A 20458-nucleotide genomic window follows, 5' to 3' on the forward strand; every position below is an offset into this window, starting at 1 on the left:
CGCGCCCGCCTCTATCGCTGAGAGCGGATCGTACCCGAAGGGACACATATCACATGACCGATTTCAAGGATCGCGAACGCGCCGAAGAGGCCAAGTTCGCGCTCGACGGCGAAACCGCTTTCCGCATCGCTGCGCGCCGCAACCGCCTGCTGGGCGAATGGGCCGCGGGCCTGATGAAACTCACCCCCGAAGAGACCGACGCCTACAAGAAGGCCGTGGTGCAGGCCGATTTCGAGGAATCGGGCGATGAGGACGTGATCCGCAAACTGCTCGGCGATCTGACTGCAGCCAGCACCAATGTCAGCGAGGCCGACATCCGTGCCAAGCTGGATGAAATGACCATCGAGGCGCGCCGCCAACTGCTCGGCGAGGCCTAAGCCATGCCGATGACCGCCAGCCAGATCGAGGAAGCCATCCTCACCGCCCTGCCCGGCGCGCGTGTTGAACTCACCGATCTGGCGGGCGATGACGATCACTGGGCCGCAACCGTTACCGCACCGCAGTTTGCAGGCCTGAGCCGCGTGGCACAGCACAAGCTGGTCTATAATGCGCTCGGCGGGCGCATGGGCGGCGTGCTGCACGCCTTGCAAGTCACCACTGTGGTTCCCAAGTAACCTGCAACGATCAACCATCCTGCCAGAGGCGCAAAACCCATGTCCGACGTCAACGCGCGCATTTCCGATCTCGTCAGCACCAATGACGTGGTGCTGTTCATGAAAGGCACGCCGCTGTTTCCGCAATGCGGCTTCTCCAGCCGCGCGGTGGCGATCCTCGATCACTGCGGCGTTGCTTATGAAAGCGTCGACGTGCTGCAGGACATGGAAATCCGTCAGGGGATCAAGAACTTCTCCGACTGGCCCACGATACCGCAGCTTTACGTGAAGGGCGAATTCGTCGGCGGCAGCGACATCATGATGGAAATGTTCGAAGCGGGCGAATTGCAGCAGTTGCTGGATGAGAGCGGTGTAGCGAAAGCCTCACAAGCTTGACGCTTGCTCTGCTGCAATTGTTTGCGTTGCTGCTAGGCGGCGTATTCAACGCGGTAATGGCTTATGAAGCTCATGGTCGCCAAGATCCGCTTTGGCGCAGGCTGATACCGTTATTGATAGCTTTGGGTTTGTTGGCTGCTGCTGCAAGCAAGTTCGCCGCTCTCGCTTAGTTCGGCCAGCGCCGCCGTCTGAGACGCCAACAGAAACGGCCCCGAAGGGTCGCAAGGCCGACCGGCCGCCCGCAGGCGCCCGTAGCGCAGCGAAGGAACAGCGCCGAGGACGCACCCGCGAAGGCGGGTGCGGAAAGCAAAAAACGCCCCGCAGGACCAGTGCGGGGCGTTTCTTTGTTCGGGGAGGCGCAACCCGGAGACCAGGAAGGGTCGCACCTCTCGTCGAAGACCATTAGGACCGCTGCATTCTCTGCACAGCCCGTGCCAAACTCGAAAAATCACGCAATTCCGTCATTTTGACGCTCATTCAGCTGGTCGCCCACAGGGCTATTGTAAAGCAATCCGACACATCTACAGGCCTCGGCACGGCTGACGGGAAATCGGGATCGCAACCCGGCAGGGATTCGCCTTGCCCCCTTGGCAAGCGCCTGCCGCAAGGCCATCCTTTGCCACGATGAACATCGAAACACCGCACGATTCTGGACCTCAGGGCATCCCTGCCGCCACCATCATCATTTTCCGCAATGCCCCTTCGGGCGGCGCGCCGGAAGTGCTGATGACGGTGCGTTCGCGCAATATGAGCTTTGCCGGGGGCATGGCGGTGTTTCCCGGCGGGCGGGTGGATCCCGAAGATTTCGCGCTGGCCGAACAGGTGGCCGCAGACCACGGCCTTTCTCCGGACGAAGCCGCCCACCAGATCGCCGCGGTGCGCGAAACGATCGAGGAAACCGGCCTTGCGCTAGGCCTTGCAGGCACCATCGATGCCGAGCGAGCCGCGGCAGCCCGAGCGATGCTGGCCGAGATCGGCGCGCTCGCTCCTGTGCTTCAGGCCTTCGACTGGCGACTCGACCTTGCCCAGATCACCCCCTTTGCGCGCTGGTTTCCGAAGAACGAGAACATCCCGCGCGTCTATGACACGCGTTTCTATCTCGCCGATCTAGGGACTGGCGCCGTCGACGTGTCGATTGACCATGCCGAAAACACGCAGCTGTTCTGGACCAGCGCGCAAGGGGCGCTGGATGCAGCGGAACGCGGCGAGATCAAGCTGATCTTCCCCACCCGCCGCAACCTCGAACGCCTTGCCCTGTTTTCAAGCTTCGCCGAGGCGCGCGCTCAGGCAGAAGCGATTCCGGTCAAGACCATCATGCCGCAGATCGTCGAGCAGGACGGCAAGCCGTGGCTGACGATCCTCGCCGATGCGGGCTATCCGGTCACCGGCGAATTGCTGGAAACCGTCGCGCGGGGATGAATGGCGCGCCGGGAAGGATGAAAATGAGAACTGGGTGATTATCCTTTAATTATTGATTTTCCTACTACATTCGCCTTCACACAGGAACCTTCTTTTGGCGGAACCTCATCAAAATCGCCCAGATTGATTGGTCTGAGCGGTGCAATCCTGCTGCGTCCGTTTTGTGCCCTCGCCACGGTTTTTGCGGTTGGCGCGCCGATCACCCAAAAGCTGACGACGTGCTCAGTTCGCCTCGGTTGCCAGTTCTGGGACTTAACCGCCGTGCCCAATCGACATTCGAATGACTGGATTCGCCAATACCGGTCGGTCAGCTTGGACCGGGGTTCTGCCAAAAGCCGAAATACAGCAACCGACCCCAAAACGGTCGTGGCGAGGATTGAACCCAGTTTACGGCTTTTCTTCAAACGGTTATTCTGCTCGTAATGCGCTCGCTTGCCATCACGTTAGCAATTGCCCTCGCGGGAGTGTCCGCTGTCCCAGCAGCGGCCCAAGATGCAGCGGCGCAGGACAACACCCCTCAGGGGACCACGATCATCGTCAGGCCGCCGCTCACGGAAGATGAGCGCAAGCAGGAACTGCGGGAGTTCACCAAACAGATCGTTCGACCGCCGCGCATGCGCCACCCGGTCGCGAAATTCTTCTATCCGATTTGTCCGCAGGTTCTCGGCCTCGCTCCCGAAGAGGCTGAGGCCATCGTCGAACGCATCCGGGAGAATGCCCGCGCATTAAGTGTTGGAGCGAACACGGATCCGGCCTGCCTGCCCACTGTCAAGGTTGCCTTCATGGCACCAGCGGCAGGCCCATCAGATCGCTGGCTGACTGCCGACTCCGCACAGCTCGCGCATCTCGCGATTTACGAGCGCGAGCGCGTGCTCGCCGAGACCGGACCTGTGCGCGCGTGGAACCGTGTGCTCATGCGCGACTTCAACGGCGAGCCGATTGAGGTTGGTAGGATGATTTTTATCGAGCCCTACAACCGGAACGATCCGATCGTCACGACCGAGATTACGGGAGCAGCGGTGCTTATTGCGCGCGAAGCAGCCGAGGGCTTCACGCTCGCCCAGCTGGCCGACTACATCACAATGCGAGCGCTGATCGGGACCGGTGCGCCATTGAGCGAAGAGGGCGTTCCGGCCCGCACCATCCTCACCTTGTTTGACGAGCCGGACCCGCCCGCCGAGATGACCTTGTTTGACCGGAGTTTGGTTGCAGAGATCTACAACGCCTCACGCAATTCCTCGCCTCGCCGTGTTTACAACGACATTGCACGCGCCGCTGCCGAATCCGAGCGGATTACCGGTGCGGAGCCTGAAGCGCCCAAACGCTAGCGTCGCGAATTAGCCGACAAAGCCGCCGTTCCGCAATCCACCCACCAGCAGTCATGAACAGGGCTGATGCGCGATCCCGAAAGCGGCACGTCGGCATTGCCCTGCTCGCGAAAAATTCCTGCCGGTCAGCAAGCGATCCCAAACCAGTCATCTGAAGAGGAGCGAGTTAGCGGTTCGCGCGGTTCGATACGTAGCAGACAATCGCGGTCATGAGTTTGCGCCCACCGATCCATGATCATTGCGTCAGCTGCGGTCATTGTGCGTGCTCCAGCACGGCTTGCGCCTCGCCCCACTCAGGGAACGGGTCGTTGAGGCGTTCCCACTGTTCAGGCGTGAATTCATCCGTCGGCACCAGACACGCATCGAGCGCCTTGGTGATCGCCGCCTTATCGAGCCCGATGCCGATGAACACCAGCTCCTGCCGGCGGTCGCCCCATACTGCGTCCCAGTGGCGGATGACAAATTCCTCGAAGGTGCCGTCATCGGGCCAGCGGTTCTTGGGCACCGCCGCCCACCAGCGCCCCATGCGGCTGACGGTCTTCTGATGCCCTGCAATCGCCAGCTCGCCGAGGAAGTCTGTGCGCGTGGCGAGCCAGAAATGGCCCTTGGCGCGGATCACCTTGTCCAAGCAGTCGCCGGTCAGGAAGCGGTAGAACATCGCCGGATGGAACGGACGGCGGGCGCGGTAGACGAAGCTTTCGACCCCGTATTCCTCGCTTTCGGGGCGGTGGCTGGCGTAATCATAAAGCTCCTTCATCCACAGCGGGTGCTGTTCGGAACGCTCCTCGTCATAGAGGCCGGTATCGAGGATGGTGTCCAGCGACACCTTGCCGAAATCGGCGTCGATGATGCGTGCATCGGCATTCAGCGAGGCCACCACCTGCTTGACCGTGGCAAGCTGCTCGGCGCTCACGGCGCTGGCCTTGTTGACGATTACCACATCAGCGAATTCGATCTGTTCAACCAGCAGACTGACAAGGCTGCGATCATCGCCTTCGCCCGCTGTCTCACCGCGTGCGGAAAGCAGGTCAGTGCTGGAATAGTCCGCCAGCAGATTGAGCGCGTCGACCACCGTCACCATCGTATCGAGCCGCGCGACATCGCCGAGGCATTCGTCATCTTCGTCGCGGAAGGAGAAGGTGGCCGCGACCGGTAGGGGTTCGGAAATACCGGTGCTTTCGATCACGAGATAATCGAAGCGGCCTTCCTCGGCGAGCTTGCGCACTTCCTTCAGCAAGTCGTCGCGCAAGGTACAGCAGATGCAGCCATTGGTCATTTCGACGAGGCTTTCCTCGGCGCGGGACAACGCCGCCTCGCCCCCGCGAACCAGATCGGCGTCGATGTTGACCTCGCTCATGTCGTTGACGATCACCGCCACGCGCTTGCCTTCGCGGTTGGCGAGGATGTGGTTGAGCAGCGTGGTCTTGCCCGCACCAAGAAAGCCGGAGAGCACGGTGACGGGCAGGCGGGGATCAGGCGAGGTGGTCATGGGGTGAAATCCTGTTGCTGGCACTTGCAAATCGGCGGCACCGATTTAAGTGATGTTGTAACATTACGCAATAGGGGCGGATCATGGCGATTTCTCTTTCAGCAACGTGCAACGAGCCGCTGTGGCACCGGTTCGGGATGGGCCTTTCGGTGCTGTGCCTCGTACATTGCCTCGCCCTGCCGTGGTTGCTGGCGAGCCTGCCGGCGGTGGCGCTTGCCGCTTTGCCCGAAACATTGCGTGACAACGAATGGCTTCACGCCGCGCTGATCGCACCGGTATTACTGGTGAGCGGCCCTGTGCTGCTGCGTGCCCGGCCGGGCCTGCTTCGCACGGCGCTGGTCTTGACTGCCTTTGCCGCGCTGACCGGCGCACTGTTCCTCGAGAGCGAGCTTGGCGAACAGACGCTGACCGTGGCTGGTGCCGCGCTATTGATGGCGGCCCACTGGGAGCGGCTGCGGCAAGCGCATCCGCACTGACGATGGATTTGGCAGCGCGCAATATTGGCAAGGCCTATGGTGGCCGAATGGTGTTGGCGGGCGTCTCGTTCACCCTCGCGCCGGGCGAGCGGGCGCTGCTGCTCGGCCCTTCGGGCTCGGGCAAATCGACGCTGCTGAATTGCCTGTGCGGGTTGCAACGGCCCGATACGGGTGCGGTGATGCTCGGGGAGGACGTGCTGGCCTCACCTGGCAATATGGCCGCCGCAGACCGTTTGCGCCGCCGCCATTTCGGGATCGTGTTCCAGACCCTGCGGCTGGTTTCAGCGCTCACCGTGCGCGCCAATCTGGCGCTGGCGCAGAAGCTTCAGACCGGCGTGAGCGATCCGGCGCTGATAGAGAGCACGCTTGACCGGCTGGGCATCGCGAACCGCGCCGATGCACGCCCCCATGCCTTGAGCCAGGGCGAAGCGCAGCGCGCCGCCATCGCCCGCGCGCTGGTGGTGCGTCCCGCCGTTTTCGTCGCCGACGAGCCGACCTCGGCGCTCGATCACGACAATGCCGCGCGGGTCGCGGGCCTGCTTCTCGACCTTGCCGAGGAAACCGGCGCAAGCCTGCTGGTCGCCACGCATGATGATCGCCTGCGCGCGCATTTTCCCCGCACCTTGACGCTGGCCGAAGGGCGGATCGCGGGATGATCGGCCTCGCGCTCGCCTACCTGCGTGACCGGCCGCTGACGACCGCGCTCAACCTGCTGCTGCTCGCCATCGCCGTCGCCATGCTGGTGCTACTGGTGCAGGTGAGCGCGCAGGCCAGCACACGGTTCGATCGCGATGCGCAAGGGGTGGATCTGGTGGTCGGGGCCAAGGGTTCGCCACTGCAGCTGATCCTCTCCAGCATCTTCCATGTCGATCAGCCAACCGGCAATATCCCGATCGAGGCGCGCGCCCTGCTTGCACGCGATCCGGCCGTCGCGCGGGTGGTGCCGCTGGCGCTGGGCGACAATTTCCGCGGCTACCGGATTGTCGGCACCGATGCGGGATTTGCAGCGCTCTATGATCTCAGGCTGGCCGAGGGCCGCGCCTTCGCCGCGCCGATGGAAGCGGTGCTCGGCGCAGACGTCGCCCGTGCCACCGGGGCGCGCCTTGGCCAGAAGTTCGTCGGCAGCCACGGACTTGCCGAGGAGGAGGGGCAGGAACAGGGCCACGACCATGCGCCGTTCAAGACCGTCGGCATCCTCGCCCCGACCGGCGGGGTGGCCGACCGCCTGATCCTCACCAGCGTCGCTAGCGTGTGGGCCGTGCACGGGATCGCGGAGCATGACGAAGGCGAGGAGCACGATCACGATCACGATCATGGCGCAACGAGCGGTTCGCAATCGCTCCAACCCGAACTGACCGCGCTGCTCGTCACCTATCGCAATGCCGCGAGCGCGATGCGAGTGCCGGCGATGATCAACCGGCAGAGCGCCCTGCAAGCGGCGGTTCCTGCCACCGAAACCGCCCGCCTGCTCGACCTGCTCGGCGCAAGCCTCGAAGGGCTGCGGATTTTCGCATGGCTGCTGGCGGCGACCGGGGGCCTTGCGATCCTCGTTGCGCTGGTCGGCATGGTGCGCAGCCGCGAGGGCGATCTGGCGCTGCTGCGGGTGATGGGCGCCAACCGCGCGCAAGTGTTCGGCACGGTGCTGCTCGAGGGCGTGCTGACCGCACTGGTCGGGGCGGTGCTGGGCTGGATCGCGGCGCACGGCCTGATCATGGCTGCCCGTGCGAGTTTCCCGGCGCTGGCCGAGCTTGGCCTTGCCGCCTGGCAACCGCTGCCGGCCGAAGCGGCGCTGGCAACTGCTGTGGTCGGCATCGGCGCGCTTGCCGCACTTGTCCCGGCGCTTGCCGTCTACCGCCTCGATCCTGCCTGCGTGCTGGTGCGGGCTGGCTGACGATGACTAGAAAGGAATTTGCCGAAATGAGCTGGAAGGCGATCATCGTGATCTTCGCTGCACTGGTAAGCATCACGGTGGGCCAGGCCATCGCCGCCGCGGTTCAAGGCACCAAGCGCAATCCCGCACTTATCGAACCGGCGGTGCAGGCCTATGGCGCGGCGCAGGCTCCCGATTACAAGTCTGGCCGCATGGTCGAGGACGTGTGGAAGCCCGCCGCGACGCCGAAAGGCGGGGTATCGTGGAAAGTGCTTGAGGCGACCGGCGAGACGACCCGCACCGATGCGCAGGGTTTCATCGTCTCCAAGCCGAAATTCACTCCGCAGGTAAAGGCGCTCGCTGGCAAGCGGATTACCGTCGCCGGATGGATGATGCCGCTCACCGCCGGGCGCACCCAGAAACATTTCGTGCTGCTCGGCTATCCGCCGGGCTGCCCCTTCCACTTCCACGCCGCACCCAACCAGTTCATCGAGGTGTATGCCGACACCGCCTTCCCAACGAGCGAAACGCGGGTGTTCACGGTGAGCGGAGTGCTCGAACTGACTGGCTACGATGAAAGCGGGATATTCTATCGCTTGCGGCAGTCCCGGCCCGGTTAGGCGCATCAAGCGCGATGGGGGCTGTGGCGCGCTGACCTGGACCGGTGCGGCAGCCGTAGCCGCCATTCGCCTTTCTACCCAGCTGCGGTCACAAGCGGGGCCAATCGGCAGTCCGAAAAGCCGATTGACGGCTTTTATCGGAACCAGACGCTCGATGGAATGGGCTCGAACGACCGCCTCTGGGTCGACAGCTGCCGTAGTTGAACAGATGATCGGAGGGTCACTTTCGTCCTTTTGGCACCCGGAACCTGCTCATCGGCAACCGGCCTGGAAATGGTCAAAGTTCTCTTTTTTGTGCGGGGATGGTTGCTTCGAAAATGCCAGTTTTCCGGTATTTTGTAGCGTTGGCGCGCCCGGCAGGACTCGAACCTGCTGCCTCAAGATTAGAAGTCTCGCGCTCTATCCAGATGAGCTACGGGCGCGCAGCCGATTGCGCCAATAGCGTGCTTTGCCGCTCAGGCAAATCGCGCTAACCGTCCGAGCGATGGAAAACACCTCTCCCGGCAAGCTGCCCGATCCGGCCGCCGCCTTCGACCGCAACCCCCATGACGGGATCGTGGCCACCAGCCATGCGCCGGTTACGTTCCGTTACTATGATCTGGTGATGGCCGCTTTCGTGGCAATCCTGCTGCTGTCGAACATCATCGGGGCGGCCAAGCTGACCTTCGTCAGCGTGCCGTTCTGGCCCGCAGGCTGGTGGCCCGCGCCAGACGGCACCTTCATTTACGGCGCGGGCATCCTGTTCTTCCCGCTGGGCTATGTGATCGGCGATGTGCTGACCGAGATCTACGGCTTCGCCAAGGCGCGCCGGGTGATCTGGGTGGGTACGGCGGCGATGATGTTCCTCGCCTTCATGAGCTATGTCGTGGTCAGCCTGCCCGCCTTCGACGGGTGGGAGTGCAGCGCCAGCGGCTTTGGCGGCACGCGCCCGGTCACCTCCAACGCTGACGCAAGCATTCCCGGCGGCGCGATCTGTCAGGAAACCTATGCCAGCGTGTTCGGCAGCACCTGGCGGATCGTGGTCGCCTCGATCACCGCCTTCTGGGCGGGTGAGTTCGTCAATTCCTTCGTGATGGCCAAGATGAAGGTCTGGACCAAGGGTCGCGCCCTTTGGAGCCGCACCATCGGGTCGACCTTCGTAGGGCAAGGCGTGGACAGCCTGATCTTCTACCCCATCGCCTTCTTCGGCATCTGGACGACCGACGCGGTGCTGACCGTGATGGTTACCAACTGGGCGCTGAAGGTGGTGTGGGAAGCGGTGCTGACCCCGGTGACCTATGTCGTTGTCGCCAAGCTGAAGAAGGCCGAAGGGGTCGATCTGTTCGATCTCGACACCGATTTCTCGCCCTTCGCCACGAGCGAGAAACAAGCGCCCCCGAAACCGCTCTAGAGCGGATTCCAATCTGGCTGCGCCAGATCAACCGCTCTGATTTATTGGTTTGCCGCGTTTTCCGAACCGTCAGGTGATTCCACCTGACTGGAAAACGCTCTAAAGCACGCCTTCCGGGACGATATCGACCCGCCAGCCAAGACCCAGCCGGCCAGCGAGCAGCTTCATGTCCTTTTCGGTCGGCTGTCCGAACAGCGCCTCGTGGCTTTCCGCCAGTTTCAGCACCAGCTCACCATCCTCGATGATCAACCGGCTGACTTCCAGCGAACGCGCCGATTGCGCACCAAGCCGCCGCGCGAGCCGCAGCGCAAGGCCCCAGCGCACCGCTTCCTCCAAGGCCTCCTCGCTGGCGAGGGCGTGAACCTCTGCGGGCAGCGCAAGCTGGTTACCATTGGCCGCAATTGCCGCCGCCAGCATCGCCCGCCCCTTGCCGTCGATCCCGATCCAGCGCTTGTGCAAGGCCCAGTTGATCGCCTGCGGCAGACGGATATTGGGCTCGATCTGCATCCCTGCCAGACCCAGCATGGTCGCCGCCAGCCGCAACCGTTCCGAGCCATGTTCGCGCGCCGGAGCGGCATCCAGCGTCCAGGCTGCCATTCGCGTCGCCAAGGTTGTCGCCGATCCGCGCTGAGCTGCGAACACGGCCACGCCTGCCAGCAGCGGATCCTGCGAGCGGGTGTGCGCGGGCAAGCGATCATAGACCAGCCCTTCGCGCAGGCCCCATGAGGAAAACACCACCTTTTCGGGCGCCAGCCGCACCAGCAAGGCCTGCAGCAGCACCGCGGCATCGGGGAGCTTTTCTGCGCGCATGGTCGAAATCCGGTCGCGGGTTCTAAGGACGTCGCTTTCACTAACGGACAGCGTTGCGGCCAGTTGCTGCGCCGCAGGAACGTCCAGCTCGAAGCCGTGCGGATCGCTCAGCGGCCAACCACGCGCGGCCATCGCGTAGACCGCCATCGCCCGCCATGTGCCGCCAACCAGATAGAGCGCGCCGTTCTCTGCCGGAGTCTTGTCGGCCAGATCCCAGCCGCCCTTGCGGATCGCCTTGTCGATCGATTTGCGCATCTCGGCGCGCCCGGCATCGGGCTTGCGGGAGGAAGGGCGGTGATCGGGCAGTCGCAATGTTCCGAGCGGGAGCGTGCTGGCGCTGTCGGTCTGGCCATCGGCCACCCGCACGAGTTCAAGGCTGCCGCCGCCCAGATCGGCCACGATCCCGCGCGCATCGGGGAAGGCACCGATTACCCCATGGGCGCTGAGCAGGGCTTCTTCCTCGCCCGAAATGACGCGGGGACTGAGCCCGATGGCGCGCAACTGCTCCACGAATTCCGGCCCGTTGGCAGCATCGCGCACCGCAGCGGTCGCCACGGTCTCGATATCCTTGATACCAAGGTCGGCGAGCAGCAGGGCAAAGCGCCGCAGCCCGCGCAGCGCCAGCGCCATTGCCTCATCGGCGAGCCGCCCGGTGGTGGCAATCTCGCGCCCCAGCTTGGCGGTCACCTTTTCGTTGAGCAACACGATCGGCGCGCGCATGGTGCCGCCATAGACGACAAGACGCACCGTGTTCGATCCGATGTCGATGATCGCCCGTTCGGGCGTGCTGCCTCCGATTGTCCCATCGCGGTCTGCCCGCCGCCAGCGCCAGATCATGTCGCCGCTCCCCGTCGCAGGGACAGCTTCGGCACACCCCCCGCCTCCAGCGCCCCGCCGCGTCCGGACAGCGATGGGTTGGTCATGAAATAGCGGTGACAGTTGAACGGCTTGCCCTCAGGCACAACCCGCGAATAGCTGCCATCCGAATGTAGCCACCAGCTTTGTTCGGTATCGAGCATATTGGCGAGCAGCACCTGCTGGAGCACCTGATCGTGGACAGTGCGGTTGAGGATCGGGATCAGCGCCTCGACCCGGCGATCGAGATTGCGCCCCATCAGATCGGCCGAAGCGATGAATACCGACGAATGCGCGCTCGGCAGCGGATGACCGCTCGCAAAGGCATAGATGCGGCTGTGTTCGAGAAAGCGGCCGATGATCGACTTGACGCGGATATTCTCGGACAGGCCCGCGATCCCTGGCCTCAGACAGCAGATCCCGCGCACTACCAGTTCCACCTGAACGCCGGCATTGCTGGCGGCATAAAGCCGGTCGATCACCCCTTCATCGGTGATCTGGTTGCATTTCATCCAGATCGCCGCAGGCTTTCCGGCAGCCGCATTGGCGATTTCGATGTCGATCCGGCGATAGATTTCCTGCCTGAGATCGATCGGCGCAATGTGAATCCGCTCCAGCGCGTGGGGCTCGACATAGCCGGTGACGAAATTGAACATCTTGGCCGCATCGCGCCCCAGCTTGGGATCGGCGGTAAAGAAGCTGAGATCGGTGTACACCTTGGCCGTTACCGGGTGGTAATTGCCCGTGCCGAAGTGACAATAGGTGCGGAAGGAATCGCCCTCGCGGCGCACCACCATCGCCACCTTGGCGTGGGTCTTCCAGTCGGTGAAGCCATAGATCACCTGCACGCCCGCACGTTCGAGTTTGCTCGCCCATTTGAGGTTCTGTTCCTCGTCGAAGCGGGCCTTGAGCTCGACCACGGCGGTCACCGATTTGCCGGCTTCGGCCGCCTCGATCAGGGCATTGATCACGGCCGATTGCGAACCCGCGCGATAGAGCGTCTGCTTGATCGCCACCACGTCCGGATCGGCCGCTGCCTGCCGGATGAAGTCGACCACCACCTCGAAGCTTTCATAGGGGTGATGGATGATGATGTCCTTTTCCCGGATCGCCGAGAAGGCATCGCCGTCATGTTCGCGGATGCGTTCGGGAAAACGCGGGGAATAGGCATCGAACTTGAGGTCAGGTCGGTCTTCGCGGACGATCTCGGCAAGCCCGTCGATCCCGATCATCCCGTCGGTCTTGATCACCGCCGCCTCATTGATACCAAGCTGTTCGAGCAACAGGGCTTCCGCGGCAGGATCAAAATCCTCCTCGATTTCCAGCTGGATCACCTGGCCCCTGCGCCGCCGCTGGATCGCGCTGCGGAAGGTCCGCACGAGATCCTCGGCCTCCTCCTCGATTTCGATATCGCTGTCGCGCAGCACCCGGAACAAGCCGTCGCCTTCGATCGTGAAGCCGGGGAACAGGGCAGCAGCATAACGCTGGATCAGGCTTGAAATCGAGATGTAGAGCGCCCCGCTCTCCCCCGTCACATCATCCGGCACCCGCACGAAACGCGGCAGCGCGCTGGGAATCAGCACCATCTCGATCAACTGTTCACGCGTCGCGTCGCGGGAGAGCGTGAACAGCAGGCCCAGCCCTTCGTTCTGGACAAACGGAAAGGGGTGCGCCGGATCGAGCGCCTGCGGGGTGATGATCGGCAGGATCTCGTTGAGGAAGAAGCTCTTGAGCCACTTGTGCACCGGCGGGCTGACGCGTTGTTCCTCGGCAATATGGATCCCCACGCCCGCCAGCGCGCCCTGCAATGTGCGCCAGATCGATTGCTGGGTCATGCTGAGTTCGGCCAGCTCTTCGCGGATTGCGGACAGCTGCTGCGAAGGGCTACGCCCGTCGATCGAAGGGGTCGCGAGGCCCCGCTGCACCTGACCGACCAGACCAGCCACGCGGATCATCATGAATTCATCGAGATTGCTGCCCGAAATCGACAGGAACCGGAGGCGTTCAAGCAGCGGATAGGCTTCGTTGCAGGCCTCGGCCAGCACGCGCTGGTTGAATTGCAGCCATGAAAGCTCGCGGTTGAAATAGGGCGATTCGTCCGGGGCAAGTTCCGCAAATTGCGCTGCCGCCGCGCCTGCGGGCGGGTCTTCACTGCCAATCGGTGACGTGCTCATCGCTTTCCCGTTCTGCCTTGCGCCGGTTCTTCAGCGGCGCTCGCACAGCGCATGTGTTCGCTTGCGCAAGCGGTGTAAATCACGAAGGCAGGCTTGTCACACCAATGTCAATCTGATTGCGGGCGACCTCTGGCGGCACAGACCACCCGCCTCGCATCGCGCGAAAATGAAATCACACCAGATCACGGCTTTCGGCAATGCTGGTGATACCCCGCTTGCCATTGGCGTCGCGCCCCAATTGCACGATCACGTCGATCACGCTGGCGGCATAGGCGATGGTGTCGCCGCGCGTCAGGCCAATGCCGGTCTGCATCACCATCAGCGCCAGTTGCTCCAGCGCGCCGCGCAGCGAATTGGCGTGAATGGTGGAGAAGCTGCCCGGATGCCCGGTGTTGATCGCGCGCAGAAAGCTGACGCTTTCCGCACCGCGAAGTTCGCCCAGGACGATGCGATCGGGGCGCAGGCGCAGGGCCGCCTGCAGCAGCTCATTGGCGGTGACTTTGGCCTCGCCCAGTTCTCCCTTGACCGCGACCAGACCGACAGCATTGGCACCGGGGAACTTCAGTTCCGGTGTGTCTTCCACCATCACCACGCGCTCTTCCGGAGGGATCTCGCCGAGCATGGCATTCAAGAAAGTGGTCTTGCCGGTGCTCGTGCCGCCCGAAATCAGGATCGTGCGGCGCGCCCGGATCGCCGCACGCAGGAAGGCGATAGGCGCCGCATTGGGATCGGGCAGCGATACCTGCGCCTCTCCCGCCAGCGGCCCGGTGTCATAGGCATCAAGCGGCAGGTCGAGGCGGCGATGACGGCGGATCGCCATGACCCAGTGCTTGCGCGCGGCCGGCGGCCCGCAGAACTGAACGCGCGCCCCATCGGGCAAGGTCGCGCCAAGCAAGGGGTGTTCGCGGTTGATGCCCTGATGGCTGACCCGCGCCACCTGTTCGGCAAGGCGCTGCACCAGCCGGTCGTCGATCTCCGGCACATCGAGGCACTGCATCCCGGGATTGGCGGCATCCTCGATCCACACCTCACCCGGACGGTTGACCATGATCTCGGTCACAGTGTCGCGGTCGAGCCAGCGGCGGAAGGGGGCAAGATAGGCGTCGAGATAGACAGAGCGTTCCGCCGTGAGCGGCAGGGCCTCTGCCTCGCCTGCCCCCAGATGATGGATATCCGCGCTCATCAAACCGCTCAGTTCACGGTGCTGAAATCGAGATCGCGCGCGGTAAAGACGCGGATCGGCTCGCCCATGCGCACACGGATCGTCGGGCTGATCTGGCCTTGCGACTGCACTGCGGAGTTGGCTGCGCCCTGCGCGCCGCCAGCAACGATCACGCCGCCCACGCCGCCCGTCGCCAAGGCGCCGAGCCCGCCGACCACAGACAGCAGCAGGCCCGATCCGAACCGCTTGAAGAAGTGGCTGTTGACGTCGCCCTCAAGCCCTGTTGCCCCGTCAAATCCGACAGCGGGCGAGGCAAGATTGACCGACACGCCATCCGGGCGGATCAGCCGCGTCCAGATCACATAGGCGCGGCGTTGGCCCTGCTCGACGCCCGCCTGATACTGCCCGATCAAGCGCGAGGAGCGCGGGATCAGCACGCGTTTGCCATCAAAGCTGCGCACATCCTGGCTCACCACCGCACGGACATAGCCCGGCACATCGGTGTTGATCGCGGTTTCAAGGATTGCGGGGATCAGCGTGCCTTCTGTCACGGTGGTCGAGGGGTTGGTCATGGCGCGGGCCTGTGCAGGCGCACCGCCCACCCCGCCGATACGGCTGGCAAAGGCGGCCGCACCGCCTGACCCTGCGATCTCGGCTCCCGGCGTTCCCGGCGGCGGGGCGGAAGCGGCAACGCCGCCCACCTGTACGCCGCGGGCGCTGCTGGCATCGAACACCAGTTGCGGGCTGGCATAGGGATTGACGGCGGCGCCCGGCATCATCGCGGGATTGTTCGCCAGCACCGGCGCGGGCGCAGGATCGGCCTGAGGTTGCACCGGCTCGGCACCGGGTTGCAGCGCGGGGTCGGTTACGGGTTGCACGGTAGCAGGCGCCGCTGCTTGCGGCGGCGCGACTGCGGGATTGCCGATGCCACTGGGCTGAGGGGCCTCAGCCGCATCCATCGCCCAGAAGGTCACCGCGCCCAATAGGCCGACAATTGCCACGCCTGCGGCCAGTCCCAGCCCCTCACCCCTTGCCTTGCGGTCGGCGACAGCCGGGAAGGCAGCGCGGCTGGCAAGATCGATGATCTCGGCGCTTTCCCGCTCGCGCGGGTCATCACCCTCGCCGCTCGATTGATCGCCCTTCTTCGGGGGCAGACGCATGGCCAGACGCATCAGTTGGACTCCTTCGACGACCCGGCCCGATCAAGCCCTGCCTGACGCGCCGTTGGCCTGATCGGCCCGGTGTTGGTGAGGGTCGCGGTCTCGCGCCCCGAACGCAGGATGATCTGCGCCGGCACCCCATCGACGATCACCATATCGCCGCGGGTGGTGTAATTGACCGGGCCTTCATCGCCATCGGCATTGGTGACGAGAATCGCAGGAATAGCAGTGCCTTGCGGCCAGACCAGGAACACCGCCTCACCATCGTCGAAAGCGCGGGTGGGCAAGAGTGCCGCCGCACCGGCAGTGGCCCATTCGAAGTTGAGCAGCGCCGGATCAGCCACGGCATAAGGGTCGGATGCAGCCGCCAGCTCGGCCGGATCAGCGAGCGCCCGTGCAGCTTGCGCCTCAGCCTCGGCGGCAGCGGCAAGCCGCGCTTCCTCGGCCGCCTTTTCCAGCTCGGGATAGCGGAATTGCAGAACATAAAGCGCTGAATTTCTTGGGCTTGCCACAAGATCGAACAGATAGGTGCGCTTGTCCGTCACCACCGTCATGTTGGTCCGCGCCACCGGATCGAGCGGCTTCACGAACAGGATCGTCTGCGCCCGGTTGGGCTGCACCTGCCACGCGGTCGAATCCCCGATGGCGACATTCTCGATCACTTCGTCAGGCGCGAACTTGATGGTGGTCTGCACCTTGACCATGCCATCGATCCGCACCACCGTGTCCTCATCGAAAACAAGCGTTTTCAGGCGATTGTCCTGCGCCGCCAAGGGCGCGGCAAGAGCAAGTGCGAGGCTCGCGAGGAGCGCGGCGCGGATCATTGGTAGGTCTCCGGAAGCGAGGCTGCGGGCGCGGGCGCGGGCTTGGCCGCCCCGGGCGAACGAAAGCGATTGCCGATCCCGCGGGTGCGCGATCCGGCTGGGCCTTGCGCGGCCACCTGTCCACCGCCGCTGCTGGTCGCCAGTACCCGGGTTTCACGTGAAACAGTGCCGCCAAGGCTCGTGTCATTGGCCGCAAAGGCGGGCTGAACCGAGGCAACATCGACCCTGCGGGGGGTCAAACCCGCGCCGGTAGAGGTCAGGACGGCGCTGCGCGGCGCGGCCTGCAACGGCTGCGGTGCCGACACCATGCGCGGCCCATCGGACACCCGGTCCCGATCCCGCGATGGCACCAGACCGAACACCTGCCAGCCCGATACCATCGTTCCGGCCACCTTCAGCGCCAGCAGCATCAGCGCCATATGCACCGCGCCGACCAGAAAGAAGGCCATCGCCGCGTTCTGATCGATCTTGCCCGGCACCGCTACCAGCGCGGCCAGCACCGGCACCGACAGCTCCAGCATGATCGATCCGCCCAGCACCGCAAACAGCGGTGCCAGCGCCAGCATCACCAGCCCCTTGAGCCAGCCGGTAAACAACCCGCGCGTGCCTTCGAACAGTGCCATCACCACGAAGATCGGCCCCACCGCCAGCAGCAGCGCCAGCGCGATCCGGGCCGTCACCAGCAGACCGACCGTGCCGAGCATCAGCAGCATCGCCCCAAACCACATCATCCCGCGCGGGGAAAAGGCGGAAATATCCTCGTTGCTGCCGCTCGCTTCCTGCACCGCCACGAACACCACGTCGAGTTTCTGCGCGAACACTGCCGTCGCGCTTTCGCCGCGCGTACCGGTCAAGATACCCGCGATCTGATCGGGCGCACCGATGAAGACATTGTAGAACACGCTGGAAAACGCGACAAAACTGGTCGCAAAGGTCAAAACCAGCCCCAGCGTCATCATCTTGGGCAGCAGCACGCGAACCGACAGGTTCGACCGGCCGAGCATCAGCGAAATGCCGAAGAAGGCGACGTAGAAACCCAGCAGCAAGGTCAGGGCAACGGCGAGCTGGCCCTCAGTGCCGAACAGGCGGTTGAAGGCCTGTTCGGAAACGCCGCTGGCAATGCAGTCCACAGCCGTCAGCGCCGCGGAAACCCCGCTCCCCATCGCCTGCGCGGCCATGTCGCAGGTGGTCGTCATTCCGCCGCCTGCCACATGGTGTGATCATCGCCCGCCCCGCCATCGGGCCATGTCCTGCCAGTAAGCGCCGGGAACCAGGCCGAGGGCGCATCGCCCACCGCTTCGCGCAGCAGATCGAGCCGCCGCACCGCGCTTTCGCGGCCCGAAAGGATCGTCAGCACCTCCGGCGCGCCCGACAGATCGAGCCGCACCACCACGGAGGCATCAGGCTGCCGCACGAGGAAGCAGCGCGAATGGGCGGGCAGGCTGCGGATCAGCGCGAATTCATGCGGCGTCAGGCCAAAGCCGTCGCAATAATCCTCAGGCCGGGCGCGACTGTTGGGCATGAACACCATCGTCGCGGTCTGTTCGACCAGCGCGGTCGAAATCTTGCTGTCGAGCGCATCGCGGGCTGATTGCGTGGCAAAGCCGACCAGCGCGTTGCGCTTTCTCAGCGTCTTGAGCCAGTCGCGGATGCGCGCGGCAAACACCTCGTCATCCAGCGCCTTCCAGCCCTCGTCGATCAGGATCATGGTCGGCTGCCCGTCCAGCCGCTCGTCGATGCGGTGGAAGAGATACATCATGGTCGGCGTGCGCAGGCGCGGGTTTTCGAGCAGCGCGGTCATGTCGAAGCCCAGCACGCGGGTTTCGAGATCCAGAAGATCGCGCGCATTGTCGAACAGCCAGCTGTGTTCGCCTTCTGCGATCCACGCACCGAGGCGATCGGCAAGGTCGCCCGGCTCGGGACGCCGCGTGCCGGCCAGCAGCTCCTTGAAGTGGCGCAGGCGCCGCAGCGAAGGATCATTGGCATAGGTCGCATCGACCGCGGCGGAAATGGTCGAAAACTCCTCAGGCCCATCGGCCTTGAGCAGCACCGCCAGCCAGTCACGCAGGAAGGCGCGGTTGGCCGGTGTATCGGGCAGGCTCAGCGGATTGAACCCGGTGGGCTGGCCCGGCGCGATCCGGTCATAGCGCCCGCCGATCCCGCGAATGAACAGCTCCGCGCCGCGATCCTTGTCGAACAGAATGGTGCGGGGGCGGAATTTCTGCGCCTGCGCGGCGAGGAAATTCATTACCACGGTCTTGCCCGATCCGCTCGGCCCGATGACGCTGAAATTGCCGAGGTCGCCGTGGTGGAAATTGAAGAAGAACGGGGTGGCGCTGGTGGTTTCCAGCAGGGTCACCGCATCGCCCCAGTGGTTGCCGCTCGCCTGCCCCAGCGCAAAGCCGTGAAAGGAGCCAAATCCCGCCATATTGGCCGAGGAAATCAGCGCGCGGCGCACGATATATTCCTCGTTGCCGGGGAACTGCGCCCAGAAGGCGGGTTCGAGATTGGTGTCCTCGCGCACCGCGATCGCGCCGGTATCCGCCAATGCCGCCGCGCAGGCGGCCATCGCGTCATCGAGGCGCGGGAGGGTGCTCTCGCGCACCAGCACGGTGAGGTGATGATCGCCAAAGCCGACCGCGCCATTGCCCAGCGCATCGCGCGCGGCGAGCATGTCGGCACGTTCGGCGGCGGCTTCCTCATCGACCGAGCGCGAGCGCCGCAGCGCAAGGTCGATCCGTTCCTTGGCCGTGGTGCGCTCGTTCGGAGCGTAGCTTTCGGTAACGACCATTTCGAACGGCTGGCGCAGCAGATTGTCGAGCAGGCCGGGCGAAGTCGCCTCGGGGTAGTCCTTCAGGCCGAGGATCGCGGCGAAATCGGGCGCGGCTGACCCGCGCAGCTCCATCGCATCAAGCCCGAAGCTCGCGCGGCGATAGGGGAGCATATGGCCGATGTCGGTGTCTTCCGAAGGACGGCGCACCGGGCGCATTTCGCCGTTGTAGAGCGCGCTGAGCAGCTCCAGCATCTCCGAATTGGTGCCTGCCGAACCGGGGGCCTGATAATCCCCCAGCACCGCCGCGCCGTAGTTCTGCAAGCTGGCGACGAGGCCGGTGATCGCGGCCTTGAGGCTTCGCAGATCCTTGGGATCGGCCTCAAGCTCGTCGGCACCCGCACGGCTGAACAGCTTGGCCATGCGTTCCGGCAGGCCCGTCTTGCCGCGCGCGGGACGGCGGATCAGGGTCACGAACTGATCATTGATGAACAGCGATCCCCCCGCTAGCCGCTGCTTCCAGCGCGCGTCGATATGGCGACTGAGAGGATCGGGGAATTCCGCATCCAGCTCCACCTCGACCCGGCGGCGGATGACGTGGTGATACATCACGAAGCGCGCATCGAGGGTCGAACGCAGCATCACCTCGCGCGTCGCGGCATGGGCGTTGAGGGCGTCCGAATCCTCCGTCTCGAACAGCAGACCCGGCACCTGAATTGCGCTCATGACGGAACCATCGCGCAGCAGCACGGTGTTCTCGTCAATCAGGCGGGCATAGGGCAGCCGGTCTCCGACCCTGGCTTCCTTGGCGCTCCAGCTGGCAGGGCCGATCCACTTACGGGGCATAGGAATTGCACCCCCAGCGCTTGAAATTGGGCACCCGCGGGCATTTGGAGACCTTGGTGATCCACAGGTCGAAGATGCGCGGTTCGCGCAGCGAAGCGAAGTAGCCGACCACGTGCATCACCACCGGCACCGGGATGATCCACCAGCTGTTGAGGATCAGGAACGAAATCGTCGTCACCATCATGTTGATGATGAAGAAATTCATCGTCACGCCCGCAAACATCTGCGGGCGGGTGAGAGTGCGGTGCACCGGATGACGGACGAGATCGGTCATCG

At 64.2% G+C, this 20458-nt stretch carries 20 protein-coding genes and 1 tRNA gene; 11 read left to right on the forward strand and 10 right to left on the reverse strand.

The features are described 5' to 3' along the window. The first annotated feature begins 53 nt into the window (after positions 1–53). From CHX26_RS14275 to CHX26_RS14295, 6 genes are all read left to right on the forward strand, one after another. The gene (locus CHX26_RS14275) at positions 54–377 is read left to right on the forward strand and encodes a DUF1476 domain-containing protein (RefSeq protein WP_104942948.1); all 324 of its coding nucleotides are present in this window, start codon (positions 54–56) and stop codon (positions 375–377) included. Positions 378–380: 3 nt separating this feature from the next. Then, positions 381–614 (forward strand): BolA/IbaG family iron-sulfur metabolism protein, encoded by a 234-nt coding sequence (locus tag CHX26_RS14280; RefSeq protein ID WP_104942949.1) that lies wholly within the window; start codon positions 381–383, stop codon positions 612–614. A gap of 39 nt (positions 615–653) precedes the next feature. After that, positions 654–989: a Grx4 family monothiol glutaredoxin gene (grxD, locus tag CHX26_RS14285; protein WP_104942950.1), complete on the forward strand. Its 336-nt coding sequence runs from the start codon at positions 654–656 to the stop codon at positions 987–989. Next, positions 986–1159 carry a hypothetical protein gene (locus tag CHX26_RS15925; protein ID WP_172449853.1) on the forward strand — a complete coding sequence of 58 codons (174 nt, stop codon included), beginning with the start codon at positions 986–988 and terminating at the stop codon, positions 1157–1159. Before grxD ends, CHX26_RS15925 begins: the two co-directional genes overlap by 4 nt. Positions 1160–1613: 454 nt before the next feature. Continuing rightward, complete coding sequence (locus CHX26_RS14290) at positions 1614–2408, forward strand: NUDIX hydrolase (RefSeq protein WP_104942951.1); 795 nt, start codon at positions 1614–1616, stop codon at positions 2406–2408. A 422-nt stretch (positions 2409–2830) separates the two neighbouring features. Further along, positions 2831–3736 (forward strand): hypothetical protein, encoded by a 906-nt coding sequence (locus CHX26_RS14295; RefSeq protein WP_104942952.1) that lies wholly within the window; start codon positions 2831–2833, stop codon positions 3734–3736. Positions 3737–3989: 253 nt separating this feature from the next. Here the strand turns inward: CHX26_RS14295 and CHX26_RS14300 are convergent, their stop codons facing one another. After that, positions 3990–5225, reverse strand: a complete 1236-nt coding sequence (locus CHX26_RS14300) for a GTP-binding protein (RefSeq protein WP_104942953.1) — start codon at positions 5223–5225, stop codon at positions 3990–3992. Positions 5226–5308: 83 nt separating this feature from the next. Here CHX26_RS14300 and CHX26_RS14305 point away from each other — a divergent pair, with 83 nt between their 5' ends. The 4 genes from CHX26_RS14305 to CHX26_RS14320 are packed head-to-tail and all read left to right on the forward strand — an operon-like array spanning position 5309 to position 8191. Continuing rightward, complete coding sequence (locus CHX26_RS14305) at positions 5309–5701, forward strand: MerC domain-containing protein (protein ID WP_104942954.1); 393 nt, start codon at positions 5309–5311, stop codon at positions 5699–5701. Positions 5702–5703: 2 nt separating this feature from the next. After that, positions 5704–6357: an ABC transporter ATP-binding protein gene (locus CHX26_RS14310; protein ID WP_104942955.1), complete on the forward strand. Its 654-nt coding sequence runs from the start codon at positions 5704–5706 to the stop codon at positions 6355–6357. Further along, positions 6354–7592, forward strand: a complete 1239-nt coding sequence (locus tag CHX26_RS14315) for an ABC transporter permease (RefSeq protein WP_104942956.1) — start codon at positions 6354–6356, stop codon at positions 7590–7592. The genes CHX26_RS14310 and CHX26_RS14315 overlap by 4 nt, the downstream gene beginning before the upstream one ends. 2 nt (positions 7593–7594) lie before the next feature. Beyond that, on the forward strand, positions 7595–8191 hold the full coding sequence (locus CHX26_RS14320) for a DUF3299 domain-containing protein (RefSeq protein WP_233997177.1): 597 nt from the start codon (positions 7595–7597) through the stop codon (positions 8189–8191). A gap of 345 nt (positions 8192–8536) precedes the next feature. Here CHX26_RS14320 and CHX26_RS14325 read toward each other — a convergent pair. Further along, positions 8537–8613, reverse strand: a tRNA-Arg gene (locus tag CHX26_RS14325). A 62-nt stretch (positions 8614–8675) separates the two neighbouring features. On the opposite strand from CHX26_RS14325, the gene CHX26_RS14330 reads away from it, so the two are divergent. Further along, positions 8676–9581: a queuosine precursor transporter gene (locus tag CHX26_RS14330; RefSeq protein ID WP_104942958.1), complete on the forward strand. Its 906-nt coding sequence runs from the start codon at positions 8676–8678 to the stop codon at positions 9579–9581. 99 nt (positions 9582–9680) lie between these two features. On the opposite strand, the gene CHX26_RS14335 is transcribed toward CHX26_RS14330, so the two are convergent. From CHX26_RS14335 to CHX26_RS14370, 8 genes are all read right to left on the reverse strand, one after another. Beyond that, positions 9681–11228, reverse strand: a complete 1548-nt coding sequence (locus tag CHX26_RS14335) for a Ppx/GppA family phosphatase (RefSeq protein ID WP_104942959.1) — start codon at positions 11226–11228, stop codon at positions 9681–9683. Then, a complete protein-coding gene (locus tag CHX26_RS14340; RefSeq protein WP_104942960.1) occupies positions 11225–13420 on the reverse strand; it encodes an RNA degradosome polyphosphate kinase in 2196 nt (731 codons plus the stop codon). The genes CHX26_RS14335 and CHX26_RS14340 overlap by 4 nt, the downstream gene beginning before the upstream one ends. Positions 13421–13592: 172 nt before the next feature. Continuing rightward, on the reverse strand, positions 13593–14603 hold the full coding sequence (gene virB11, locus CHX26_RS14345; protein ID WP_104942961.1) for a P-type DNA transfer ATPase VirB11: 1011 nt from the start codon (positions 14601–14603) through the stop codon (positions 13593–13595). 8 nt (positions 14604–14611) lie between these two features. Further along, positions 14612–15754, reverse strand: a complete 1143-nt coding sequence (locus tag CHX26_RS14350; protein ID WP_233997178.1) for a TrbI/VirB10 family protein — start codon at positions 15752–15754, stop codon at positions 14612–14614. Further along, positions 15754–16566 carry a TrbG/VirB9 family P-type conjugative transfer protein gene (locus CHX26_RS14355; protein WP_104942962.1) on the reverse strand — a complete coding sequence of 271 codons (813 nt, stop codon included), beginning with the start codon at positions 16564–16566 and terminating at the stop codon, positions 15754–15756. The genes CHX26_RS14350 and CHX26_RS14355 overlap by 1 nt, the downstream gene beginning before the upstream one ends. Then, positions 16563–17762 carry a type IV secretion system protein gene (locus tag CHX26_RS14360; RefSeq protein WP_104943459.1) on the reverse strand — a complete coding sequence of 400 codons (1200 nt, stop codon included), beginning with the start codon at positions 17760–17762 and terminating at the stop codon, positions 16563–16565. The genes CHX26_RS14355 and CHX26_RS14360 overlap by 4 nt, the downstream gene beginning before the upstream one ends. After that, a complete protein-coding gene (locus CHX26_RS14365; protein WP_104942963.1) occupies positions 17759–20182 on the reverse strand; it encodes a VirB4 family type IV secretion/conjugal transfer ATPase in 2424 nt (807 codons plus the stop codon). The genes CHX26_RS14360 and CHX26_RS14365 overlap by 4 nt, the downstream gene beginning before the upstream one ends. Then, positions 20172–20456: a type IV secretion system protein VirB3 gene (locus CHX26_RS14370; protein WP_104942964.1), complete on the reverse strand. Its 285-nt coding sequence runs from the start codon at positions 20454–20456 to the stop codon at positions 20172–20174. Before CHX26_RS14370 ends, CHX26_RS14365 begins: the two co-directional genes overlap by 11 nt. Between the last annotated feature and the right edge of the window lie 2 nt (positions 20457–20458).

This window comes from Porphyrobacter sp. HT-58-2 (genome assembly GCF_002952215.1).
Lineage (GTDB): Bacteria > Pseudomonadota > Alphaproteobacteria > Sphingomonadales > Sphingomonadaceae > Erythrobacter.

What these genes read in the sequence shown, in the direction of transcription:
- CHX26_RS14300 (WP_104942953.1), bottom strand. Translation starts at nt 5,225, where the DNA reads ATGACCACCTCGCCTGATCCCCGCCTGCCCGTCACCGTGCTCTCCGGC.
- CHX26_RS14280 (WP_104942949.1), top strand. Translation starts at nt 381, where the DNA reads ATGCCGATGACCGCCAGCCAGATCGAGGAAGCCATCCTCACCGCCCTG.
- CHX26_RS14315 (WP_104942956.1), top strand. Translation starts at nt 6,354, where the DNA reads ATGATCGGCCTCGCGCTCGCCTACCTGCGTGACCGGCCGCTGACGACC.
- CHX26_RS14295 (WP_104942952.1), top strand. Translation starts at nt 2,831, where the DNA reads ATGCGCTCGCTTGCCATCACGTTAGCAATTGCCCTCGCGGGAGTGTCC.
- CHX26_RS14370 (WP_104942964.1), bottom strand. Translation starts at nt 20,456, where the DNA reads ATGACCGATCTCGTCCGTCATCCGGTGCACCGCACTCTCACCCGCCCG.
- CHX26_RS14340 (WP_104942960.1), bottom strand. Translation starts at nt 13,420, where the DNA reads ATGAGCACGTCACCGATTGGCAGTGAAGACCCGCCCGCAGGCGCGGCG.
- grxD (WP_104942950.1), top strand. Translation starts at nt 654, where the DNA reads ATGTCCGACGTCAACGCGCGCATTTCCGATCTCGTCAGCACCAATGAC.
- CHX26_RS14290 (WP_104942951.1), top strand. Translation starts at nt 1,614, where the DNA reads ATGAACATCGAAACACCGCACGATTCTGGACCTCAGGGCATCCCTGCC.
- CHX26_RS14305 (WP_104942954.1), top strand. Translation starts at nt 5,309, where the DNA reads ATGGCGATTTCTCTTTCAGCAACGTGCAACGAGCCGCTGTGGCACCGG.
- CHX26_RS14275 (WP_104942948.1), top strand. Translation starts at nt 54, where the DNA reads ATGACCGATTTCAAGGATCGCGAACGCGCCGAAGAGGCCAAGTTCGCG.
- CHX26_RS14310 (WP_104942955.1), top strand. Translation starts at nt 5,704, where the DNA reads ATGGATTTGGCAGCGCGCAATATTGGCAAGGCCTATGGTGGCCGAATG.
- CHX26_RS14320 (WP_233997177.1), top strand. Translation starts at nt 7,595, where the DNA reads ATGACTAGAAAGGAATTTGCCGAAATGAGCTGGAAGGCGATCATCGTG.
- CHX26_RS14355 (WP_104942962.1), bottom strand. Translation starts at nt 16,566, where the DNA reads ATGATCCGCGCCGCGCTCCTCGCGAGCCTCGCACTTGCTCTTGCCGCG.
- virB11 (WP_104942961.1), bottom strand. Translation starts at nt 14,603, where the DNA reads ATGAGCGCGGATATCCATCATCTGGGGGCAGGCGAGGCAGAGGCCCTG.
- CHX26_RS14360 (WP_104943459.1), bottom strand. Translation starts at nt 17,762, where the DNA reads ATGACGACCACCTGCGACATGGCCGCGCAGGCGATGGGGAGCGGGGTT.
- CHX26_RS14330 (WP_104942958.1), top strand. Translation starts at nt 8,676, where the DNA reads ATGGAAAACACCTCTCCCGGCAAGCTGCCCGATCCGGCCGCCGCCTTC.
- CHX26_RS14365 (WP_104942963.1), bottom strand. Translation starts at nt 20,182, where the DNA reads ATGCCCCGTAAGTGGATCGGCCCTGCCAGCTGGAGCGCCAAGGAAGCC.
- CHX26_RS14350 (WP_233997178.1), bottom strand. Translation starts at nt 15,754, where the DNA reads ATGCGTCTGGCCATGCGTCTGCCCCCGAAGAAGGGCGATCAATCGAGC.
- CHX26_RS14335 (WP_104942959.1), bottom strand. Translation starts at nt 11,228, where the DNA reads ATGATCTGGCGCTGGCGGCGGGCAGACCGCGATGGGACAATCGGAGGC.